Below are 18,661 nucleotides of genomic sequence, written 5' to 3'. Positions count from 1 at the left end.
GAATAATAAAAAAGGAGTATTGAATTGAACTCTAAACAATTGGCTATTGGTGTATTTGATTCGGGTATGGGGGGATTGACCGTATTAAAAGCGTTACGAGCCAGTTTACCGCAAGAGTCATTCGTTTATTTGGGGGATACTGCCCGTTTACCCTATGGGACAAAAAGTCCTGATACGGTAAAGCAATACGCCATGCAAATGGCGAAACTGTTGGTAGAGCGGCGTATTAAGGCATTAGTTATTGCTTGTAACACGGCAACTACCGCAGCGTTACCCCATTTGCAAAGCATGTTGACGGACATACCTGTTCTTGGTGTGGTTGCTCCAGGTGCATCAGCGGCTGTGGAAGCGACTCGAAACCAACGTATCCTGGTTCTTGCTACAGAAACGACTATAGCGTCTAAAGCGTATCAAGAGCTTATAGCAAAAAAATTGCCGCAAGCGGTCATCAACACGCGCGCTTGCAGTGTATTGGTTGCATTGGCTGAAGAAGGCATGGTTGATAATGCGGTAGCCAGGGAAGCCTTAAAGCATTATTTGGATAAAGTGACTGATGAGGATGCTGTATTATTGGGCTGTACGCATTTTCCCGTGTTTAGGCCCTTACTCTCCAGCTTGCTGCCTGATAATGTAACTTTAGTTGATTCAGCTCAGGCAACAGCACGTTCACTACACAGTTTATTGAGCAATCAGAATTTGCTTAATGAAGATCCTGTGGCGGCATCCAGAGTACATTATTTAGTGACGGACTCAGTGAGCCGATTTCAGAAAGTGGGTGAAATCTTTTTAGGTGAACAGTTAAAGCTCGAGAATATAGAACTGGTTGACGCGAGGTAACTTCTTGATTTCCTTGTGATTGTCAGCATCCTTAACGCAATGAAGGATATCCTGCGCGGGCAGAGTCTTCCAATTAGCCTTAAGTTTTTCTTGACGAAATGCCAAATTTATAAATCCAAATGTTATCGAAATCTCGATAAAATGTCCTTCTCCCTCTGGGAGAAGGTGCCAACGGCGGATGAGGGGATCTTAAAACGATTAAAATTATCTATTAAAATACTTAGTCCAACCAAAAAAGAATTAAATGCATGGGATTAATTGATAATGCAAAAAGCCTACGCAAAAACAGCACCTGCATGGAAATTAAAATGTGGAACTCACCTGGATCACAACGATTTCAAGGATTTAAATTCAGAAGATAATGCCCTATTGGTACCTATATTGTAGATTTCGTTTGTATCGAAAAAAAATTAATTATTGAAATAGATGGTGGTCAGCAGAATGAGTGCAGGCAAAATGAATACGATAATAGAAGGACTAACTATCTTAATAATTCAGGCTATGAAATTTTAAGGTTTGGGAATAATAAAGTACAGCAACAATTTAATTGAGTAATGGATGTTATCTATAAGTATTTAATTAATGATGTTTGATTCCCTCATCCGCCGTTGGCACCTTCTCCCTGAGGGAGAAGGACATTTTAGCGAGATTTCGATAACATTTGGAATTAAAGATTTAGCATTTCGTCAAGAACAACTTAAGGCTAATTGGAAGGGCAGAGTATCCTTCTTATTTGAAGTCAATCATTGCACTCGGAATTAACATTCCCTGGCATGATTGAGAGTCAGGATGCAAAAGCGTAATCAGGAGGATGCTCGATTACATAAGCCTGCACCAGCCTTGATCTGGCTGAGAGGGGATTTCAACATCCAGACTGATTTCTTCGAAAGATAAATCCTCATCAATAATTAGAGAGTGCTGCAGCAAGCCATTTCCGAGATCACACAGTGGATCCGAACTGTTCTTTAATGCCACAAGATTGTTGAGCATATGCAGACAACATTGATGATCGCCACTGCGTGGTAAAACCGCGGCAAATTCACCTTTTCTTGGATTCGTGGGGTACGGTGCTTCGTCTAAATCTGCAAGAAAAGCGACTAAACGGGAAAAATCAGGGTGCCTCGTTTTTTCTAACAGGCTGAACATTCGAATATGCAATGCCGCTTTAGGCAGATTGATTAGTTCCAGAAGATACCGAATTAACGAGGCGCTTTTTTGTGTGCTGTCACTAGCATGCATTGTTTCCCTCGCATCCATCTCGGTATTCAGTTCAGCAACATTGCTCTGGGTAGAGTGTCTCTTAAGTTCCGTGAGCATTTTTTCTAAAAGAGATCGTGATGCTGGTAGCGCTGATTGAATGGATTCAAGATGTTTTTTCCAGCCTGCAATTTGTTCATGGAAATTCACTGGACCATGGACGTGTCCTGATTCATCGGGAGCAGGGATGGGGAAATCGGAAAACAATGAGATTAAATGATCAAGAGTATCTGCATTTTTAATACGGATAATTAATTCTGATGCCAATTTACCTTTGGAATTTTGTGCGTTGGCATTTTTGTATCTGTTGAGCCATATAACGTAATTTTCAGTGATTAGATTCTTCATGTAAAACACCTCTGAATCATGCCCCAATTGATCATCTGATCAATTATTCTTCCTTAGCTGGACGGCTCATTAAATTAACTACAGCTTGTTGTGCATCTATTTTATTTTGTAACAGGTCGTTTATTTGTTCACAAATAGGCATTTCAATTTGATGATTTTGAGCTATGGCACAAATCTGCGCAGCATTATTTTTACCCTCAACCACCTGTCCTATTTGTTTTTCGGCTTCGTCAATGGCAACATTATTTCCCAATAATAATCCAAAACGTCGATTTCTGGATTGATCGTCAGTACAGGTTAATACCAGGTCTCCCACACCAGCCAAACCTATAAAAGTATCCTGTTTTGCTCCCAGACTCAGACCTAAACGACTCATTTCAGCCAAACCTCGGGTAATTAGTGCGGCTTTGGCATTGGAACCGTAACCCAAGCCATCACTAATGCCACAGGCAATAGCTAAAACATTTTTAACAGCACCACATAACTGTACACCTATCAAATCTTCACTTAAATATACACGAATATTGTCATGATGGAATAATTTATGAATCTTTTTTTGATAGTCTGTGTTATTACATGCCAAAGTGAGTACTGTTGGTAAGAACCTTGCTACTTCTTTAGCAAAAGAAGGGCCAGAAACTACGGCAACAGGATAATCAGAGCCAAAACGATGAGCAACCAAATCACTTAATAAGCTATGGCTTAAGGGATCAACTCCTTTGGTTAACCAGGTTAGGCCTTGTGGCACATGATCAATTTTGTTTAGAAGTTCTGCAAAAGCATGTGAGGGAACCGCGATAATAACGTAGTCCGCTTCATGAAGGCATTGGTGTAAATTGACCGTTGGAATCAGTAGGTCAGGAAAGGTGATGCCGGGAAGATAATCAGGATTGGCGCGTTGCGATTCCATAAGAGCCACATGCTGTGGGTTATGACCCCACAGCAGAACGCGATGTCCGGTTTTGGCTAAATGTATTGCTACTGCGGTGCCCCATGAACCGGCACCGAGCATGGCAATGGTTTTTGTCTTCATTGCTTAGTGCGACATTGCTTCTTTAACACCGCCTTCTTTTTGTTTTTCTGCAAGTTGTTGCATGTACAGAGCATCGAAGTTAATGGGTGCTAAAACGAGTTGAGGGAAACTTCCACGAATCACTTGAGAAGTAATGGCTTCTCTGGCATAAGGGAACAAGATGCTTGGGCAGAAGCTATTTAATAAATGATCCAACTGATTATCTACAGCGCCTTGAATAGTGAATATGCCGGCTTGTTTCACTTCAACAAGAAATGCGGTGGCTTTCTGGTTAACAACGGTTGCAGTTACGGTTAAAACGACTTCATAAATGCCATTATCCAATCGAGTATTGGAGGTGTTGAGATCTAAATTGAGTTCTGGTTCCCATTGTTGTTGGAATACAGCTGGTGTATTGGGGGTTTCATAGGATAAGTCTTTAACATAGATTCTCTGAATCATGAATTGAGCTTCGTCATTGTTTTGTGGATTATTGGGTTGTTCAGTCATGATATTCCTATCCTTTTAAAAGTTGGTTCAATGTTCCCTGAGCTTCCAGGGCATATAAATCATCGCAGCCACCAACAGCTTGGCCATTAATGAAAATTTGCGGTACCGTACGTCTGCCGCTTTTAATTATCATTTCTTCCCGTAATTCCGGATGTGTATCCACTCGAATCTCAGTGAAGCTGATGTTTTTTTGGTTTAATAGCTCTTTGGCTTTGATACAGTAGGGGCAATAAGCTGTACTGTACATAATCACTTCGGACATGGGCTTAACCTTTGCCTTTGACTAAAGGAAGATCAGCGTTTTGCCAAGAAAGTATGCCACCACCAAGAACCATAGGCTGGTAACCCTGGGTGCTGATTTTGGCAGCCACCGAGGGAGATTGCAAGCCACGTGCGCAAACCAGAATTATTTTCTTGTTTTTGTATTTATTCATTTTTTGTTGTTCAAAATCGTCCGATGTACAATTGATTGAATCGATAATATGTCCGTTTTTAAACGATTCTTTATCGCGCAAATCAAATACTACTGCATTTTCATTGTTGATCAGATCCACTGCAGATTGAGGAGTGAGTTCTTTTGCTTTCTTTTTTTGTGATATAAATTCATTGATTAATATTAAAAACAATATAGCAATAAGGGCTAACCAAAGCTGCCAGTGATTTGCAATAAACTGTCCTAGATGTTCCATAACGTACCCAAAATATTTTTATAATTGGCGAATTATCCTCAGATTAGTTGTTTAACGCAAGTCATGTAGGCTTTTAGAACAGTAATCTTCCTGTTTATTTTTTTTTAATAAAACATAAACGGCCCCATGACCACCGTCTTTAGCCAATGCACTATGAAAAGCGAGTACTTCATGAAACTGGGGCAACCATCGATTAATTAAATTTTTAATGACAGGAGGAGCGCCCAGGTGACCTCCCTTGCCATGAATAATTAATAGACAACGTTTGTTTTGTTGTGCTTGTGCTTGAATGAACCGGCAAAGCGCCTCTCGGGCTGTTTCTGTTTTTAAGCCATGTAAATCCAGTCGGGCTTCCCAGGGAATTAAACCATTTTTTAAGCTGCGTAATCGTGATCCTGTGATGCTGGGATGAGCATAGGATAAAACAGAATGGGATTGAACAGTCTCACTGATGAAGTCCGATAAATGATAAGTGCTGTTCTCGGGTTGTGTAGCCGTTTTTTTCTTATTCAAACGAGGTGCAGGCATGGATGGTGGATTACTCACCCTCTTTGTTTTTTCATTTAATGGCTTAACGGAACGCATGTGTTCACGAAACAGGGCCTTGTCCTCTTCGGACATTAAATCATCAGCCATATTTTTGCAGGAGATTGTTGATTATAAACAAAGTATAACTTAGGTTATGACATATATTCCAACATAGAGTACAATTTGTTCCTTTTCTATCGTTATAGAATGTTAAGGAACGAAGCACTAATGAGTAGTTACATCATAAAAGAAACACAAGAGTTGGTCAGTATTCTTGATTTTTTACGTTTTAGTCTGTCATGTGCCATTGACGCGAACTTGTATTATGGCCATGGAACTGATAACGCCTGGGATGATATGCGATCTCTCATTTTAAGAAGTTTGTCACTGCCTTACGATAGTGATCCCATCTTGCTTAATGCACGATTAACAACTACTGAGAAAAAACACTTGTGCCAACAGCTGGATAAGCGTATTAATCAACGAGTTCCTGTGCCTTACCTGATTAAGGAAGCCTATTTTTGTGATATGCCCTTTTATGTCGATGAGCGAGTTCTTATTCCGCGCTCGCCTATAGCTGAATTGATTAATAACCAGTTTTCGCCCTGGATAGAGGCAGATGAAGTTCATCACATTCTGGATTTATGCACTGGCAGTGGCTGTATTGCAATCGCTTGTTGTTATGCCTTTCCTGATGCTCTGGTCGATGCAGTCGATATTTCCTCGGAGGCGCTTGCTGTCGCTACTATCAATCGTGAACGGCTTGAAGTGGAAGATCAATTGACTTTGATAGAGTCTGATTGCTTTGCCAGGGTTCCTGAAATTCAATACGATTTGATTGTAAGCAATCCTCCTTATGTGGGTAAGGAAGAAATGCAGACTTTACCCGATGAATACCGACATGAACCCGTATTGGCTTTGGAAACCAGTAATAATGGCCTGGCCATTGTTGAAAAAATTCTCAAAAGCGCCCATGCTTATTTAAGTGATCATGGAATACTGGTCGTCGAAGTTGGGAATAGCGAAGAGTTACTGTGCGAAGTCTATCCTGAAGTCCCATTCACCTGGCTTGAAATGAGTCATGGTGGTCAGGGAGTATTTTTACTAACAAAACAGCAGTTGGATGAATTTTTTAACTAAGTGAGTACCGCATGTCTGGTAATACTTTTGGTACATTATTTTCAGTGACAACCTTTGGCGAGAGTCATGGACCTGCTATCGGTTGTGTTGTTGATGGTTGTCCTCCAGGCATGCCACTTACTGAAGAGGATATTCAACCTTTTTTGGATAAGCGCAAACCGGGTCAATCCAAATACACGACACAACGACGTGAAGACGATAAGGTACAGATTCTTTCCGGGGTATTTGAAGGGATAACCACAGGTGTTCCCATTGCTTTGCTGATTCAAAACACGGATCAGCGTTCGAGTGATTATGATGAGATAAAAGATTTATTTCGTCCAGGTCACGCGGATTATACCTATCAGCATAAATACGGTCATCGCGACTATCGTGGTGGAGGTCGTTCTTCTGCTCGGGAAACTGCGGCCCGGGTTGCAGCTGGCGCTATTGCCCGATTGTATTTACACCGGACTTTAAATTTGGAGATTGTAGGCTATCTGCAACAAATGGGTGATTTGGTTTTGTCTTTTGAAGATGAAACTGAAATCAACAACAATCCTTTTTTCTGTCCTAATAATCGGCAAATTCAAGAACTGTCGGAGTATATTGAGAAACTGCGCCGGCAGGGGGATTCTGTTGGCGCGCGAGTCAATGTAATCGCCAGAGGAGTTCCAGTTGGCCTTGGAGATCCTGTTTTTGACAAGTTGGATGCAACTTTGGCTTATGCCATGATGTCGATAAATGCAGTCAAAGGTGTGGAAATTGGTGCCGGTTTTGCAGCAGTAGAACAGCTGGGGAGTGCACATCGGGATCAAATGTCGCAACAAGGATTTTTGAGTAACCATGCCGGTGGGATTTTGGGAGGGATTTCTACGGGGCAGATCCTTGAGGTCAGTATGGCGTTAAAGCCAACCTCCAGTATTACTACCCCTGGCAAGACGGTTAATTTATTGGGTGAGGAAGTTAGTGTTGTAACAAAAGGCAGGCATGATCCTTGTGTGGGTATAAGAGCAGTGCCGATCGCTGAGGCCATGATGGCATTAGTGCTGATGGATCATTATTTACGACATAAAGCTCAATGTACCTAAGTTAAAGCGCTCAGTTTGAGTACCAGCAACAGAGAATTTATTTTTACAACAGTTCATGAAATAAAGAGGCAATAATAATGAGCAGACAATTAAATATAGCCATAGTAGGCGCCACAGGTGCTGTGGGAGAAACTTTTTTAACCGTATTGGAAGAAAGAAAATTTCCAATAAAGACTCTTTATCCTTTGGCCAGTTCTCGCTCAGTTGGTAAAACGGTTACTTTTAAAAATCAGCAATTGGACGTGCTTGATTTAGCCGAATTTGATTTTAGTAAAGCGGATATCGCCCTTTTTTCTGCAGGAGGCTCTGTTTCTAAAGAGTATGCTCCCAAGGCGGTTGCGGCCGGTTGTATCGTTGTTGATAACACATCTTGCTTTCGTTATGAAGAGGATATTCCGCTGGTAGTTCCTGAAGTGAATGCTCATCGTATTGCTGAGTACACCAAGAGAGGCATTATTGCTAACCCCAATTGTTCTACCATTCAGATGGTTGTTGCCCTGAAACCTTTATATGATGAGGCGGGGATTACCCGAATTAATGTAGCAACTTATCAATCCGTATCGGGTACTGGAAAGAAAGCTATTTCAGAACTGGTTGCGCAGGTAGGTGATCTTTTAAATGGCCGACCTGCAAAATGTTCTGTTTATTCTGAGCAGATTGCATTTAATGCTCTTCCTCATATCGATCAGTTTGAAGATAATGGGTATACCCGCGAAGAAATGAAAATGGTTTGGGAAACCCGCAAGATACTGGAAGATGAGAGTATTATGGTCAATCCTACCGCGGTCAGGGTTCCCGTATTGTACGGACATTCTGAAGCAATTCATGTGGAGTTAAAAAAACCAATGACTGCTGATCAGGCGCGTACCCTTCTTTCCAAAGCCCCCGGAATTAAAGTTGTTGATAACCCAGCTAAAGTCAGTTACCCAACAGTGATAAAAAATGCTGTGGGTCATGATGAGGTCTTTGTTGGCCGTATACGGCAAGATATATCCCACCCCTGCGGATTAAATTTATGGGTGGTTGCGGATAATATTCGAAAAGGTGCAGCAACCAATGCAGTGCAAATTGCAGAAATTCTGCAAAGAGAATATGTGTAGGTATTTAGGCTGAGCTCATATAACAGCTCAGTAATGCCGGGATACCTCATCCCGAATTTAATAAGGGCTCTTCTTAGGGTTGTGCTTTGCCTGAATCTGGAGACCCTCTATTGAGTTCGGGGTGATGATTTTTTGGGATTGATTGAAGCAGCACAGGTTGATCCGATAAATCATTAGAGCGTATTGAAAATTATGGTATAAATGCCAACAGGGCAATTATCTTGAATACAATGAGAGAAAAAAAGCACTACTTTTTCTAACCTAAGTTATACTTTGATCATAACTATTTAGATTTTGAAAAAAAATGGCTGATGAATATTATTTATCTGATGATATCGAAGACGCAGTTTTTTCAGATACCATTTTATCTTATGTAACATCCGGTGTTTCTGAGCAACGTGTCCGCGAGTTAAAAAATGGAACAATGCATTGGGAGGCACAACTTGATTTGCGTGGGTTAAAAACAGAAGCCGCCCGCGAAGCTTTAACACAATTTATTCGGACTCAGCTACAAAATCGCAAACATTGTGTTCTTATAATACATGGTACTGACAGTCCTAAAAAGGCTCCTCCGTTATTAAAAAATCTGATCAATCGTTGGTTACCCCAGATTAACGAAGTGATGGCGTTTCACAGCGCAAAGCCTAAAGATGGTGGCTCTGGGGCTGTTTATGTTCTCCTTAAAAAGAAAGCCGAGTTACCCAGACGCTTACCCAAAGCGGGCGGAGATGGCTCTTTTTTGGTAGCAGAAACCAAGGCTATGGAGCGAAAAAGACGACTTGCTGAACAGCAGGGTGAGCGGCAAATTGCCCCGGTTAAAGCTCGCGAACATTCTGATGTTGAACCTCAGCCCGGCCCTGAGGGTGAATTACAGAACAGTATTTTGCAACATCCAGTATTGGATAGTCAGCGATTTGATGGTATTGATCCTAATCTCAACCCTGAGCCGCCTTTAAATACCGAGGCTCGTCGTGAATTTGATAATGAAAAAAGAGAACAGGAGCAAGAAAAACAATTGCGTTTGGGTAATATGCCTAAATTCACAACCGCTCCAACCCCACGGGGGCCCTAAATGACTATTGCGAACGATATAATCAGTCATCGTATGCCTGAGTTTGAAGCGTATCTTCGGGAAGGCGAATCTTTGGATGATATTGATGAGTACGGGTTTACCCCATTGATAGAATGTGCCATTACCCGTCAAACCAAAATTGCTGAGCAGTTAATCGCTCGAAAAGTGGATGTCAACAAGCCCGATGTCACTGGTCGTACCCCTTTGCATTGGGCCATAGATAATAATGATCTGGAAATGGCTCGATTGTTATTACACTATGGTGCCGATCCGAATGCTTATACTCGAAATGGCCTTTCAGTATTGGTTTATCCCGTGCTTCGGGGGCAGGATCCCTTAAAACAATTGTTATACCACCATGGTGCCAAACTGGATTTTGCTCTTGATTTTATTCATGCCAAATTACTGGGGCATCGATTTGAATTACAGGGCGATGTTGACATTGTTAATGCCAAAGGTGAATTCATAGAGCTGGATTATGAGGGGTTTATTCTTGAATTTACTGTGGCGGTGGTGAAAGATTCGTTACGTCGATTTATTAGCAGTTATTCTACGCGGCACTTACGCGATCATTTTTCCTCTATTCACAAGATTATGGATGCTTTTAGTGATGCAGGAGAACTGTTGCAGTTTCAACATCAACCCAGACTCACTGATGCGCATTTGAAGCGAATCAATGAATTATTAAAATCACCCATGTTAATTCTTCCCGCAGCAAGCAGAGGGCATGCGCTTTGTTTTGTGCGTTTTCACCAATGGTGGGCCAAGATAGACAGAGGCGAAAACAGTCTAAAAGAGGGAAGCGTCAATATTTACAGAATAACAAGACCAGAGGCATTTACCGTTCATTTTATTCAGGATTTTTTATATAAAAAACAAAACAGACGTTATTTTCATCATGTAATTAATCAACAACTGGGTTTATTGCCTATAGCTCAGATGCCGGTCAGTGCTCAAATAAGCGGTAATTGCTCCTGGGCCAACGTCCAGGCGGTAGTGCCTGTGGCTTATGCAATGCAGGAATTGAGGACAGCAGAAGCATTTAACCCTGAAATATCGATGTTTTTATATGATGAATGGGTTGAGTGGGATAAAGACCGAGCCCTGGATGAATGCATCCAACGCTTTTATATAGCCAGCCCGGAGCGAAAGGCGAGCATTGCTGCCATGTTAGGAGGCGTTCTTTTTCAAGCCTGCGATCATAAAAACAAGCAGCATTTGGACAGGGCTGAGAAAATACTGAATATATTAACCTTGCCAGACTATTACTATGTTCTAAAGAGTTATCTGGATGAATATTGCATCAAACGTTTGACCCGTAAGGGCAATAATTTATTAAAGATTCTTGATGATTGTGGGGTCAATCCTAATATCGGTGTTAATCCTGTAGCTACAGATTGAAGCGCTATATGGCATCACTGAATACACAAAAATTAAAAGAAGTTTATTTAAACGCGATACCGTTGTCACTCATGTAGGCAATTTCTTTGGCCATTTGATCAAGACGTGGGACCAAGTTGGGATTTGTTTCTATTAATCTTTTTGCTTCTTTAGAGTGAGTATACTGCTTCAGATTATGTTTGAATAACGCGTGACTTTGTTCGGGTGTTTTAGGTTTGAACAAGCCCAGCTTAAGTAAGCTGTCTATATGGTCGTAGTCAGGTACAGCAGGATAAAGTTGGATATTCTTCTGATCTGTTGAAATCGTTACAGCAGGATAATAAAAAGTCGCTTCGTTCCAATCTTTTTGGATACCAATATGGTAGGAATAACCATCTGATGTATGGTAGGTTATGTGCATTTTAATACTATTAATGGTCTTGGTGCGTATTATTTTAACATGTTAGTTGTAAGTTGTATCTATTTTATGAACTTCACCCTATAATTCGTTTTATTTTTATTCATTTAGCAGTAGTTACATACATATCATGGATCATAAAAACATTCTGGAGGAGAAGAGATTGGGCGATTATTCCTGGATATTATTTGATGCAGATGAAACCTTGTTTCATTTTGATGCATTTAGAGGATTAGGACTCATGTTTTCAGGGTTTGGTATGACCTTTACTCGGCAGGATTATGAGGAATATGAGCGGATTAATAAACCATTATGGGTAGATTATCAAAATGGCGCCATTAATGCCCAACAACTGCAACATAGACGTTTTGCACCTTGGGCGGATAAATTGGAGGTTAGTGCTCAGCATTTAAACAGTACTTATATGGCTGTAATGGCTGAAATTTGTACCCCTCTTGACGGTGCTGTAAGTTTGTTGAATGCGGTTAAAGGCCAGTATCAATTAGGCATCATAACCAATGGATTTACAGAATTACAACAAGCTCGTTTAGACCGAACCGGTTTTAAAGATCACTTTGAATTGATAGTGATTTCAGAAGAAGTGGGGCACGCAAAGCCTCATCCCCAAATTTTTGAGCATACACTTTACAGAATGGGTAACCCCTCTCGAGACCAGGTATTGATGGTGGGAGATAATCCAGATTCAGATATTCTTGGAGGGTTAAATGCCGGACTTCATACCTGTTGGCTTAATACTCAGAACAAAGCAGCTCCAGAAGGAATAACTCCTCATTTCGAGGTTTCTTCACTAAAGGAGCTGGAACGAATGTTAGTACGATATGAGTGATTCGCTTATTTATTTATTACCACCCTCAGTGCCTGGAGATTTAATGCGGCTGAATTAATATAGTGCTCGCACTCAACGATTTGTTGTTTAAAGTATTCAATTTCTTCATTTCTGATAGTGGGATTAATTTTTTGTAAGGATTCAAGCCGACTGACTTCGTCACTTATGGATTGAATCATGCGGATTTTTGCTTGTTCAATAACATCCAACATGTGTTGCTCGGCAATTCGATTACAATTTTTTAAAATGATTTCAATATCTCCAGTGACTTGTTTTATGATGGGGTAACCCAAATGGCGTTTAACTGGCTCACACATTGCATTAAGTTGATTGAAGTCTAATATTTTGCTTAGATTTTTTCCTGACAGATCCATTAGAATTCGAATAGGGATAAAGGGTAAGAATCTATCCAGTTGAAGATGCTTGGGTGCAGCACAATTAATTGTGTAGAATGTTTCCAGGAATAAGGTTCCTGGGGCAATGCTTTTCACCGATATGGTGGTCAGGGTTGCATTCCCTATTTCTGAGTTCAGTATCATCTCCATAGACTCATGAACCATCGGGTGTTCCCAACTCAAAAACTCCATATCTTCTCTAATCAGGGCTTTGCTTCTGGAATAAGTCACCGTAACTCCATCCTCTTTTAAGCCTGGAAAGTGAGTTGTTTTCATGTGATCTGTAGGTCTCAGGATTTCGGCAAGCTCAGAATGATATTCATGATCGATACCAAATTCATGAAAAACCTTGGCCATATAGTTTTCCAGTTCGATACTGCTTTCTTCAGCCTCTATCTCAGCAATAATCTCTTGAGCGACAACAGGATTGCATGAGTTCAATTCCAACAAGCGGTCGCGACCCTCATGAACCATTTTATTTATTTGCTCAGTGTATTTTTTTGTTTCATCAATAAGTCGATTCAGAGGTTCGGGATCTGAATGAATGTTGTTGGCTTGAAGAATTGGCATCAGTTGGTCTTGAAATTGCTCATAAATTGAGAACCCTACAGAGGAACTTTGTTTCAATAAATTGATCCCTTCATGAAACCAACGAAACAGGACTTCTTGAGCTGTATTAAGCAGATAAGGAACATGAATTTCAATGGTATTTTTTTGTCCGATGCGGTCCAATCGCCCGATACGTTGTTCCAGTAAATCAGGATTCAGAGGCAAATCAAACAGAACAAGATGATGAGCAAATTGAAAGTTTCTGCCTTCACTGCCAATTTCAGAGCAAATCAAGGTTTGAGCACCTTGTTCTTGTTCAGCGAAATAAGCTGCTGCGCGATCGCGCTCAATGATGGTTAAACCCTCATGAAATGCTGTAGTGCGTATTCCTGCATTTATTTTTAAATACTGTTCCAGAGCCAGGGCTGTTTTTGCTTTGGCACAAATAACCAGTACTTTTTGAGGATGCAGTTCATTAATTTTGGAAGCAAGCCACTGAACACGGGGATCACTCAAGACCCAGATATCATTACCCAATCGGGTCTCCGGGTACAAATTAATGGTGTTTTCAATGGCATTCAATGCGGCATAAAGGGGTGGATTGGGTAGAGGATAACTGTTTACATTTCGTTCTGGAAAGCCTTTAATCGCCGCGCGTGTATTGCGAAACAAGACTCTCCCAGTGCCATGTCGGTCTAATAAATTCCTGATGTTAGTGCTAATACTCGTACTGAGATCGTTACCAAGATATTCTATTAATTGGGATTTTAAATTGCTATTGAGTTCATCAGTTTGTTCCTTTTCTTTGTAAGCGATTAAATTCTGAACTAAAGAATTGACTTTCTGGTAGCCTTCTTCCTCTTGTTTAAACAGATTGAGATCATAAAAGCGGGATGGATCGAGAAGACGAAGCCGAGCGAAGTGGCTTTGAATACCAACTTGTTCGGGTGTTGCAGTCAGTAAGAGCAACCCTTTGCTTTTAGCGGATAATTGTTCAATGAATTGGTATTCTGGACTTGGCGATTCTTCTGACCAAAGCAAATGATGTGCTTCATCTACTATTAAAAGATCCCATTGTGCTTCCAAGGCCTGTTTTCGTGCCTCTTCATTACTCATGAGGAAATCCAGACTGCACAGAATCAGTTGTTCCATTTCAAAAAAATTACTATCAGACTTTGGATCACAACAGTCTAAATCTTCATTTTCTTCATCATTATTCATTAATTCAAAACGATTTTTATCAAAGATTGAGAAATAAAGATTAAATCGTCGAATCATCTCAACCAACCACTGGTGGATAAGGGAGTCTGGTACTATGATGAGTACCCGACTGGCTCGTCCAGTGTGCAGTTGATAGTGCAAAATCATGCCTGCTTCAATGGTTTTACCAAGTCCCACTTCGTCTGCAAGCAGAACGCGGGGCGCATAGCGTTGCGCGACTTCACTGGCTATGAATACTTGATGGGGCAGATGATTGGTTCGGGATCCCAGGAGACCTCTTACCCTGGATTGTTGCAATCGGCTGGTATGATTTAGGGTGTCTATTCTTAATTTGAATGCGTTAAGTTTATCCAGCAAGCCACTAAATAGCCTTTGTTGGGGCGTGCTCAATGTGATAAAACAATTTAGAGCCAGTTCATTAATCTGATGTTCATTTCCATCTGCGTCCTGTGCTGTATAAATAATAAGTCCTTTCAGATCATGAAGTTCGGTAACTTGTAATGTTCTACCATCATTAGTGCTGATTTCCTCACCAATCTTATAAATGATCCGGCTAAGAGGAGCGTTGTCTATAGCATAAATTCGGTCTTCTTCTGCAGCGGGAAAGCTAATGCTTACATTCCTGCCTTGTAATTCAGTGATAATTCCCAAACCGAGTTGTGATTCAGTATTACTTATCCAGCGTTGGCCAATGGTAAAGGTCATAAAAAGCAACTTCCTATCTTGAAATGAGTTTCAGCAGTGCTCTGTCTTCAAGAGCATCTACTGTTTCTTTGTTTAAAAATATAATCTGCGGATTGTATCAATTTTCATAACAATAGACATTATTTTCCCATGTTTATCTTTTTTGTTGCTTAAGCGTGAATTGAATTCGTTTGATAAGAGATATAATGATCATCATGGACAATTTGTTGACATGCGTTTCATGAACCTTGTATGATGAATTGCAGTATTTTTTTTATTGTTAATTAATATAGGGGAATGCATATGTTGACACGCGTCGCAGCCCGAAGGCTTTTGAAGAGCAGTATCAGATCGACTCAGGAACGGGGGTATCTTTTTAGAATCCAGTCGCACCAGTTATAATCCCAGCTTAAGATTTTTCCATTCCAAATCATCTGAACAATCCATTACAGATCTTTCTGAACTCATTAAACATCAATTTCTTGAAAGTCATAGCCGTTATGCCAGGCAAGAGCCTTTAACTGGCATTGAGCATGTGATCATTTATCTTAATGGCCGTTTATCTCTGTGGAGTAAACAGTTTAATAACCGACTTTATGAAATTGAGTCCGAACGAACTCCTGCTCTTGAATTACAGTATAATTTAATTAAATCCATCTCTCATTGCAGTGTTTGGTTGCATTTGATTGTTCAGTCCATTATTAATGATCAGCAATTTCAGATACATCATGAAGAAGACATACAGAATATCAAGAACAGGCTTAAGGAGTTAAAACAAGTAAGTCACGAACGCATTGCTCCTGAATCTGAGGTAATTCACAGAATAATACTGTACAGTGATCACCTGATGAATGCTAAAAGTTTGACAGAGATTCAATTGATTCACGTTCAGTATCTTAAGGAAATGGAATCAATCAATGAAACATATGCTGGTAGTGCCACACGTTTGCAATTAAGCGGAATACATCAGACCATTGATCAATGGATTTCCAGATATAAAATTCAGCTTGATTCCAGTCGTGTGCTTATTGTGAGTTCTCATGGACCTAGAGAAGATTTAATAGAGAAGCAATATTTTCTCGATTTGTATCAACGACATGGATTTGAGAATGCAGAAAAAGGAAGCTCCCACATCATTTGTGTAGAAATGTTGCCTGAACAGATTGCGACAGTCAGCAAAGAATCTTTAATTGATTTTTTAAGAAAACATCAAATCAATATGATGATAGGTCAAAATATGTTAGGAGATCCTCAGGCCATGAATAAGGATGTATTAGGCCAGTACGCTCCTGAGGTACTCAAAACGTTATGTCCCTATTCAAGGAAGGGATCAGATAGTGCTGGAATGAGTGCCTCTTCGTTTGCTCAACCAAAGGTTCTGAGTCAATCGGCTGATGCAGCGTCTGACTCAAGTCAACTAAGAAATAAATGATTAAGAGAAGTACCCAAAATGTTGGGTACTTCACTGATTTTGTTTAATTTTACTCTTATTATTTATTTAAAATCTAAAAATATATTAGATAACTCTTGTCTTATTAGTAATTTTTGATTAAAAATGGACATCTAAGGATGGTTTTTAATTGTAAGGAGCGCAATCATGGGTGATCAAGATAAAGAGCTTCAGGCACAAGACAGCAAAGTAGTCACTAAACCCATTAATTCTGAACCGGAACCTACTGAATCACATCCTCTGCAACCTACTACAGATCTTCCTGAAACCCTCGACGATCTGACAAGTCTTGAAACGCCAAAAATTGAAATTGAAAGCTTGCAAAAGATCACTGCCGCTAAAAATGACCTGTTAAAAGTAAAACAGACCCTAAGTTCTATTATTGATACCATGGCCAGCAATCCAAGTATAATCAATCAGGCTTCCAAATATTGGGGTGAGTTACCACTTTGGCAAAAAATTCTTGGGGGAGTTATTGTTTCCGGCCCTGTTTTAGCTGCTGGGCTATTCGCTCATGTTGGTGTATTAATGGTTATAGGTGCAGTGAATGGACTGGCTTACACTGCCAGCGGTATGATTCTCGATGATCATCACGTCCACACAGAAGATATTGCAAGAAAATTAAAAGAAGGCATATTCAGTTTGGCAGATTTGTTGCAAATTACGATTAATGCTCTGGAACAAATTGTTGTTTCTTTAAAAGTCGAAATTGAAAAATTCATCGTTGAGAATGCGAAACTTGCTGACAGTGTGAGTGATTTAAAATCTGAAGTCACCTCTTTAACCGCTCAGGTGGAATTATTTGTAAAAACTCAGAGTTTGTTGCGCGAAACTCGCAATGACCTTGAGCAATCTGCTGAAAAACTAAAAAGCAGTGTTGAAGTGCAAACGGAATTATTGGCTAAAAATCAGGAGTTACTCGATCAAGTGAAAGAAGATTACAAGAAAAATGAGCAGCAATTGAACGATAAAATTGCCGAGTTACAGGCAGTTAAAAATGCCATGGACAAACAAATTCAACAGGCTACTCTCGTGTCTACAACTCTTCAGGGAGCAGTAGAAACTATGGCAGGTACTCTGGTTCAAGATGAAGAAAAGAGAGCTCATTTTCAGAAACAATTGGATGAATTCCTTTCGGGCAGGAAGGAAGGTTTCCATAATATTGCAAATCGAATCTGTGACGCTGAGACAAAACTTGCTGAGCTGACGGGGAAATTAAGTGATACACAACAACAATACAATCAATTATTAGCTGTGCAGGAAGGTCATATTTCACGCCTAGAGCAAATTGGAGTTCAACCGGATGTTGAGAACGTTGAACCTAAAAAGCCAAAAGGGCGGCGATCTCATGGACAAGGTATGTTTTCGCACAAACAACAACAGGGTATTGATACGGTGGAATATACACCGCCCACGGTAAGTACTCATTAGTTTATGGTGAGGGCTTATTGACAATGGCCCTCACTACTTGTGGCCTGACTCAAGCTCTGAATCTACCAAACATCTTCTAAAACCCGGTTCTCCTCTAGTCCCTGGATTCCTTAGTAATAGGCCTATTAGAAAAATATAAACCAGCTACAGAGTCTTTAGTAAACTGCAAAATAAGCGTTGGCCTCCTGAAGAATGAACTTTATTGCATGTGTCTTTTTTGATCAGTTTTATGGAGTTATAATGGGCTATATGATAAATTAGATTAATTTCATATCAACATTGATTGTATTATGCCAAGATTTTTTAAACACAATTCTAAAAAAACACAACTTGTAGAATGTGAAGATTCCAATAGCGCTGAATTTATCGAAATTTATTGGAATTGGGAAGCTTTTGCCATACCAATGGTACTGGGATTAGATGATGCATTATGCAAATTCAACGACAGATTTCAACGTGATGGAACTTTATTTTCAGTGATCTCTCCCTCAACCTGGCTTGCCTTGTTTGAACACAATGCAAAGTATTGCTCACCCCACGATGCAGAACTTCTATCTCAAGCAACTTTGGCTGTGCGCCCATCCTGAGTACAATGAGATTTTCTATAATTTAGAAAGGTTAGATGCAATTTAAAAATTGAATAGAACCTACCTCATTACAATGAAGCATCAATTTTTGGTGTAAGAAATTATTCAGGTCAGGAAAGGGCATAAGAGCGTATCA

18 protein-coding genes and 1 pseudogene are annotated in these 18,661 nt (G+C 40.2%); 11 read left to right on the top strand and 8 right to left on the bottom strand.

Going from position 1 to position 18,661, the window contains the following annotated elements; translation table 11 throughout:
* The first annotated feature begins 24 nt into the window (after positions 1 to 24).
* Complete coding sequence (gene murI / locus G543_RS0112555; RefSeq protein WP_028384833.1) at positions 25 to 837, top strand: glutamate racemase; 813 nt, start codon at positions 25 to 27, stop codon at positions 835 to 837.
* A gap of 248 nt (positions 838 to 1,085) precedes the next feature.
* A pseudogene (locus G543_RS18785) lies at positions 1,086 to 1,388 on the top strand (endonuclease domain-containing protein).
* Positions 1,389 to 1,656: 268 nt separating this feature from the next.
* Here G543_RS18785 and G543_RS0112540 read toward each other — a convergent pair.
* From G543_RS0112540 to G543_RS0112515, 6 genes are read right to left on the bottom strand one after another with little or no spacing between them, the layout of a single operon-like run.
* Positions 1,657 to 2,442, bottom strand: coding sequence for a hypothetical protein (locus G543_RS0112540; RefSeq protein ID WP_028384831.1), 786 nt, complete (start codon positions 2,440 to 2,442; stop codon positions 1,657 to 1,659).
* A gap of 43 nt (positions 2,443 to 2,485) precedes the next feature.
* A complete protein-coding gene (locus tag G543_RS0112535; protein ID WP_028384830.1) occupies positions 2,486 to 3,475 on the bottom strand; it encodes an NAD(P)H-dependent glycerol-3-phosphate dehydrogenase in 990 nt (329 codons plus the stop codon).
* Positions 3,476 to 3,478: 3 nt separating this feature from the next.
* Positions 3,479 to 3,964: a protein-export chaperone SecB gene (gene secB / locus G543_RS0112530; protein ID WP_028384829.1), complete on the bottom strand. Its 486-nt coding sequence runs from the start codon at positions 3,962 to 3,964 to the stop codon at positions 3,479 to 3,481.
* Positions 3,965 to 3,971: 7 nt separating this feature from the next.
* The gene (gene grxC, locus G543_RS0112525; RefSeq protein ID WP_028384828.1) at positions 3,972 to 4,226 is read right to left on the bottom strand and encodes a glutaredoxin 3; all 255 of its coding nucleotides are present in this window, start codon (positions 4,224 to 4,226) and stop codon (positions 3,972 to 3,974) included.
* A gap of 4 nt (positions 4,227 to 4,230) precedes the next feature.
* Positions 4,231 to 4,653: a rhodanese-like domain-containing protein gene (locus tag G543_RS0112520; RefSeq protein ID WP_028384827.1), complete on the bottom strand. Its 423-nt coding sequence runs from the start codon at positions 4,651 to 4,653 to the stop codon at positions 4,231 to 4,233.
* A 51-nt stretch (positions 4,654 to 4,704) separates the two neighbouring features.
* The gene (locus tag G543_RS0112515; RefSeq protein ID WP_028384826.1) at positions 4,705 to 5,289 is read right to left on the bottom strand and encodes a Smr/MutS family protein; all 585 of its coding nucleotides are present in this window, start codon (positions 5,287 to 5,289) and stop codon (positions 4,705 to 4,707) included.
* 120 nt (positions 5,290 to 5,409) lie between these two features.
* Between G543_RS0112515 and prmB the strand changes: the two genes are divergently transcribed.
* The 5 genes from prmB to ankH all read left to right on the top strand — a co-directional run bounded on the left by prmB (position 5,410) and on the right by ankH (position 10,964).
* Positions 5,410 to 6,321 (top strand): 50S ribosomal protein L3 N(5)-glutamine methyltransferase, encoded by a 912-nt coding sequence (prmB, locus tag G543_RS0112510; protein ID WP_035922233.1) that lies wholly within the window; start codon positions 5,410 to 5,412, stop codon positions 6,319 to 6,321.
* Positions 6,322 to 6,332: 11 nt separating this feature from the next.
* Positions 6,333 to 7,391: a chorismate synthase gene (aroC, locus tag G543_RS0112505; RefSeq protein WP_028384824.1), complete on the top strand. Its 1,059-nt coding sequence runs from the start codon at positions 6,333 to 6,335 to the stop codon at positions 7,389 to 7,391.
* 77 nt (positions 7,392 to 7,468) lie between these two features.
* The gene (locus tag G543_RS0112500) at positions 7,469 to 8,491 is read left to right on the top strand and encodes an aspartate-semialdehyde dehydrogenase (RefSeq protein WP_028384823.1); all 1,023 of its coding nucleotides are present in this window, start codon (positions 7,469 to 7,471) and stop codon (positions 8,489 to 8,491) included.
* Between the two features lie 304 nt (positions 8,492 to 8,795).
* Positions 8,796 to 9,563 carry a Smr/MutS family protein gene (locus G543_RS0112495; RefSeq protein ID WP_028384822.1) on the top strand — a complete coding sequence of 256 codons (768 nt, stop codon included), beginning with the start codon at positions 8,796 to 8,798 and terminating at the stop codon, positions 9,561 to 9,563.
* Entirely contained in the window at positions 9,564 to 10,964 is a 1,401-nt protein-coding gene (ankH, locus tag G543_RS0112490) for a Dot/Icm T4SS effector AnkH/LegA3 (RefSeq protein ID WP_028384821.1), read from the top strand.
* A gap of 43 nt (positions 10,965 to 11,007) precedes the next feature.
* Here ankH and G543_RS0112485 read toward each other — a convergent pair whose 3' ends face one another.
* Positions 11,008 to 11,364 (bottom strand): hypothetical protein, encoded by a 357-nt coding sequence (locus G543_RS0112485; RefSeq protein WP_028384820.1) that lies wholly within the window; start codon positions 11,362 to 11,364, stop codon positions 11,008 to 11,010.
* Positions 11,365 to 11,491: 127 nt separating this feature from the next.
* Between G543_RS0112485 and yjjG the strand changes: the two genes are divergently transcribed.
* Entirely contained in the window at positions 11,492 to 12,208 is a 717-nt protein-coding gene (gene yjjG, locus G543_RS0112480) for a pyrimidine 5'-nucleotidase (RefSeq protein WP_035922231.1), read from the top strand.
* 5 nt (positions 12,209 to 12,213) lie between these two features.
* Here the strand turns inward: yjjG and rapA are convergent, their stop codons facing one another.
* Complete coding sequence (rapA, locus tag G543_RS0112475; RefSeq protein ID WP_028384818.1) at positions 12,214 to 15,078, bottom strand: RNA polymerase-associated protein RapA; 2,865 nt, start codon at positions 15,076 to 15,078, stop codon at positions 12,214 to 12,216.
* 514 nt (positions 15,079 to 15,592) lie between these two features.
* Here rapA and G543_RS0112470 point away from each other — a divergent pair.
* The 3 genes from G543_RS0112470 (at position 15,593) to G543_RS0112460 (ending at position 18,525) form a co-directional block, all read left to right on the top strand.
* Positions 15,593 to 16,489 carry a hypothetical protein gene (locus G543_RS0112470; RefSeq protein ID WP_028384817.1) on the top strand — a complete coding sequence of 299 codons (897 nt, stop codon included), beginning with the start codon at positions 15,593 to 15,595 and terminating at the stop codon, positions 16,487 to 16,489.
* Between the two features lie 165 nt (positions 16,490 to 16,654).
* Entirely contained in the window at positions 16,655 to 17,938 is a 1,284-nt protein-coding gene (locus tag G543_RS17880) for a LegC2/C7 family Dot/Icm T4SS effector (protein WP_051190696.1), read from the top strand.
* A 290-nt stretch (positions 17,939 to 18,228) separates the two neighbouring features.
* Positions 18,229 to 18,525 (top strand): hypothetical protein, encoded by a 297-nt coding sequence (locus G543_RS0112460; protein ID WP_028384816.1) that lies wholly within the window; start codon positions 18,229 to 18,231, stop codon positions 18,523 to 18,525.
* Positions 18,526 to 18,661: the final 136 nt, after the last annotated feature.

It is taken from the genome of Legionella moravica DSM 19234 (assembly GCF_000423305.1).
In the GTDB taxonomy this organism is placed as follows: Bacteria; Pseudomonadota; Gammaproteobacteria; order Legionellales; family Legionellaceae; genus Legionella; species Legionella moravica.
This window is presented reverse-complemented; position numbering and strand designations above follow the sequence as displayed.

Excerpts from the sequence above, each read along its gene's own strand:
- G543_RS0112540 (WP_028384831.1), bottom strand. The coding sequence starts at position 2,442 with ATGAAGAATCTAATCACTGAAAATTACGTTATATGGCTCAACAGATAC.
- G543_RS0112535 (WP_028384830.1), bottom strand. The coding sequence starts at position 3,475 with ATGAAGACAAAAACCATTGCCATGCTCGGTGCCGGTTCATGGGGCACC.
- secB (WP_028384829.1), bottom strand. The coding sequence starts at position 3,964 with ATGACTGAACAACCCAATAATCCACAAAACAATGACGAAGCTCAATTC.
- grxC (WP_028384828.1), bottom strand. The coding sequence starts at position 4,226 with ATGTCCGAAGTGATTATGTACAGTACAGCTTATTGCCCCTACTGTATC.
- G543_RS0112520 (WP_028384827.1), bottom strand. The coding sequence starts at position 4,653 with ATGGAACATCTAGGACAGTTTATTGCAAATCACTGGCAGCTTTGGTTA.
- G543_RS0112515 (WP_028384826.1), bottom strand. The coding sequence starts at position 5,289 with ATGGCTGATGATTTAATGTCCGAAGAGGACAAGGCCCTGTTTCGTGAA.
- prmB (WP_035922233.1), top strand. The coding sequence starts at position 5,410 with ATGAGTAGTTACATCATAAAAGAAACACAAGAGTTGGTCAGTATTCTT.
- aroC (WP_028384824.1), top strand. The coding sequence starts at position 6,333 with ATGTCTGGTAATACTTTTGGTACATTATTTTCAGTGACAACCTTTGGC.
- G543_RS0112500 (WP_028384823.1), top strand. The coding sequence starts at position 7,469 with ATGAGCAGACAATTAAATATAGCCATAGTAGGCGCCACAGGTGCTGTG.
- G543_RS0112495 (WP_028384822.1), top strand. The coding sequence starts at position 8,796 with ATGGCTGATGAATATTATTTATCTGATGATATCGAAGACGCAGTTTTT.
- ankH (WP_028384821.1), top strand. The coding sequence starts at position 9,564 with ATGACTATTGCGAACGATATAATCAGTCATCGTATGCCTGAGTTTGAA.
- G543_RS0112485 (WP_028384820.1), bottom strand. The coding sequence starts at position 11,364 with ATGCACATAACCTACCATACATCAGATGGTTATTCCTACCATATTGGT.
- yjjG (WP_035922231.1), top strand. The coding sequence starts at position 11,492 with ATGGATCATAAAAACATTCTGGAGGAGAAGAGATTGGGCGATTATTCC.
- rapA (WP_028384818.1), bottom strand. The coding sequence starts at position 15,078 with ATGACCTTTACCATTGGCCAACGCTGGATAAGTAATACTGAATCACAA.
- G543_RS17880 (WP_051190696.1), top strand. The coding sequence starts at position 16,655 with ATGGGTGATCAAGATAAAGAGCTTCAGGCACAAGACAGCAAAGTAGTC.
- G543_RS0112460 (WP_028384816.1), top strand. The coding sequence starts at position 18,229 with ATGCCAAGATTTTTTAAACACAATTCTAAAAAAACACAACTTGTAGAA.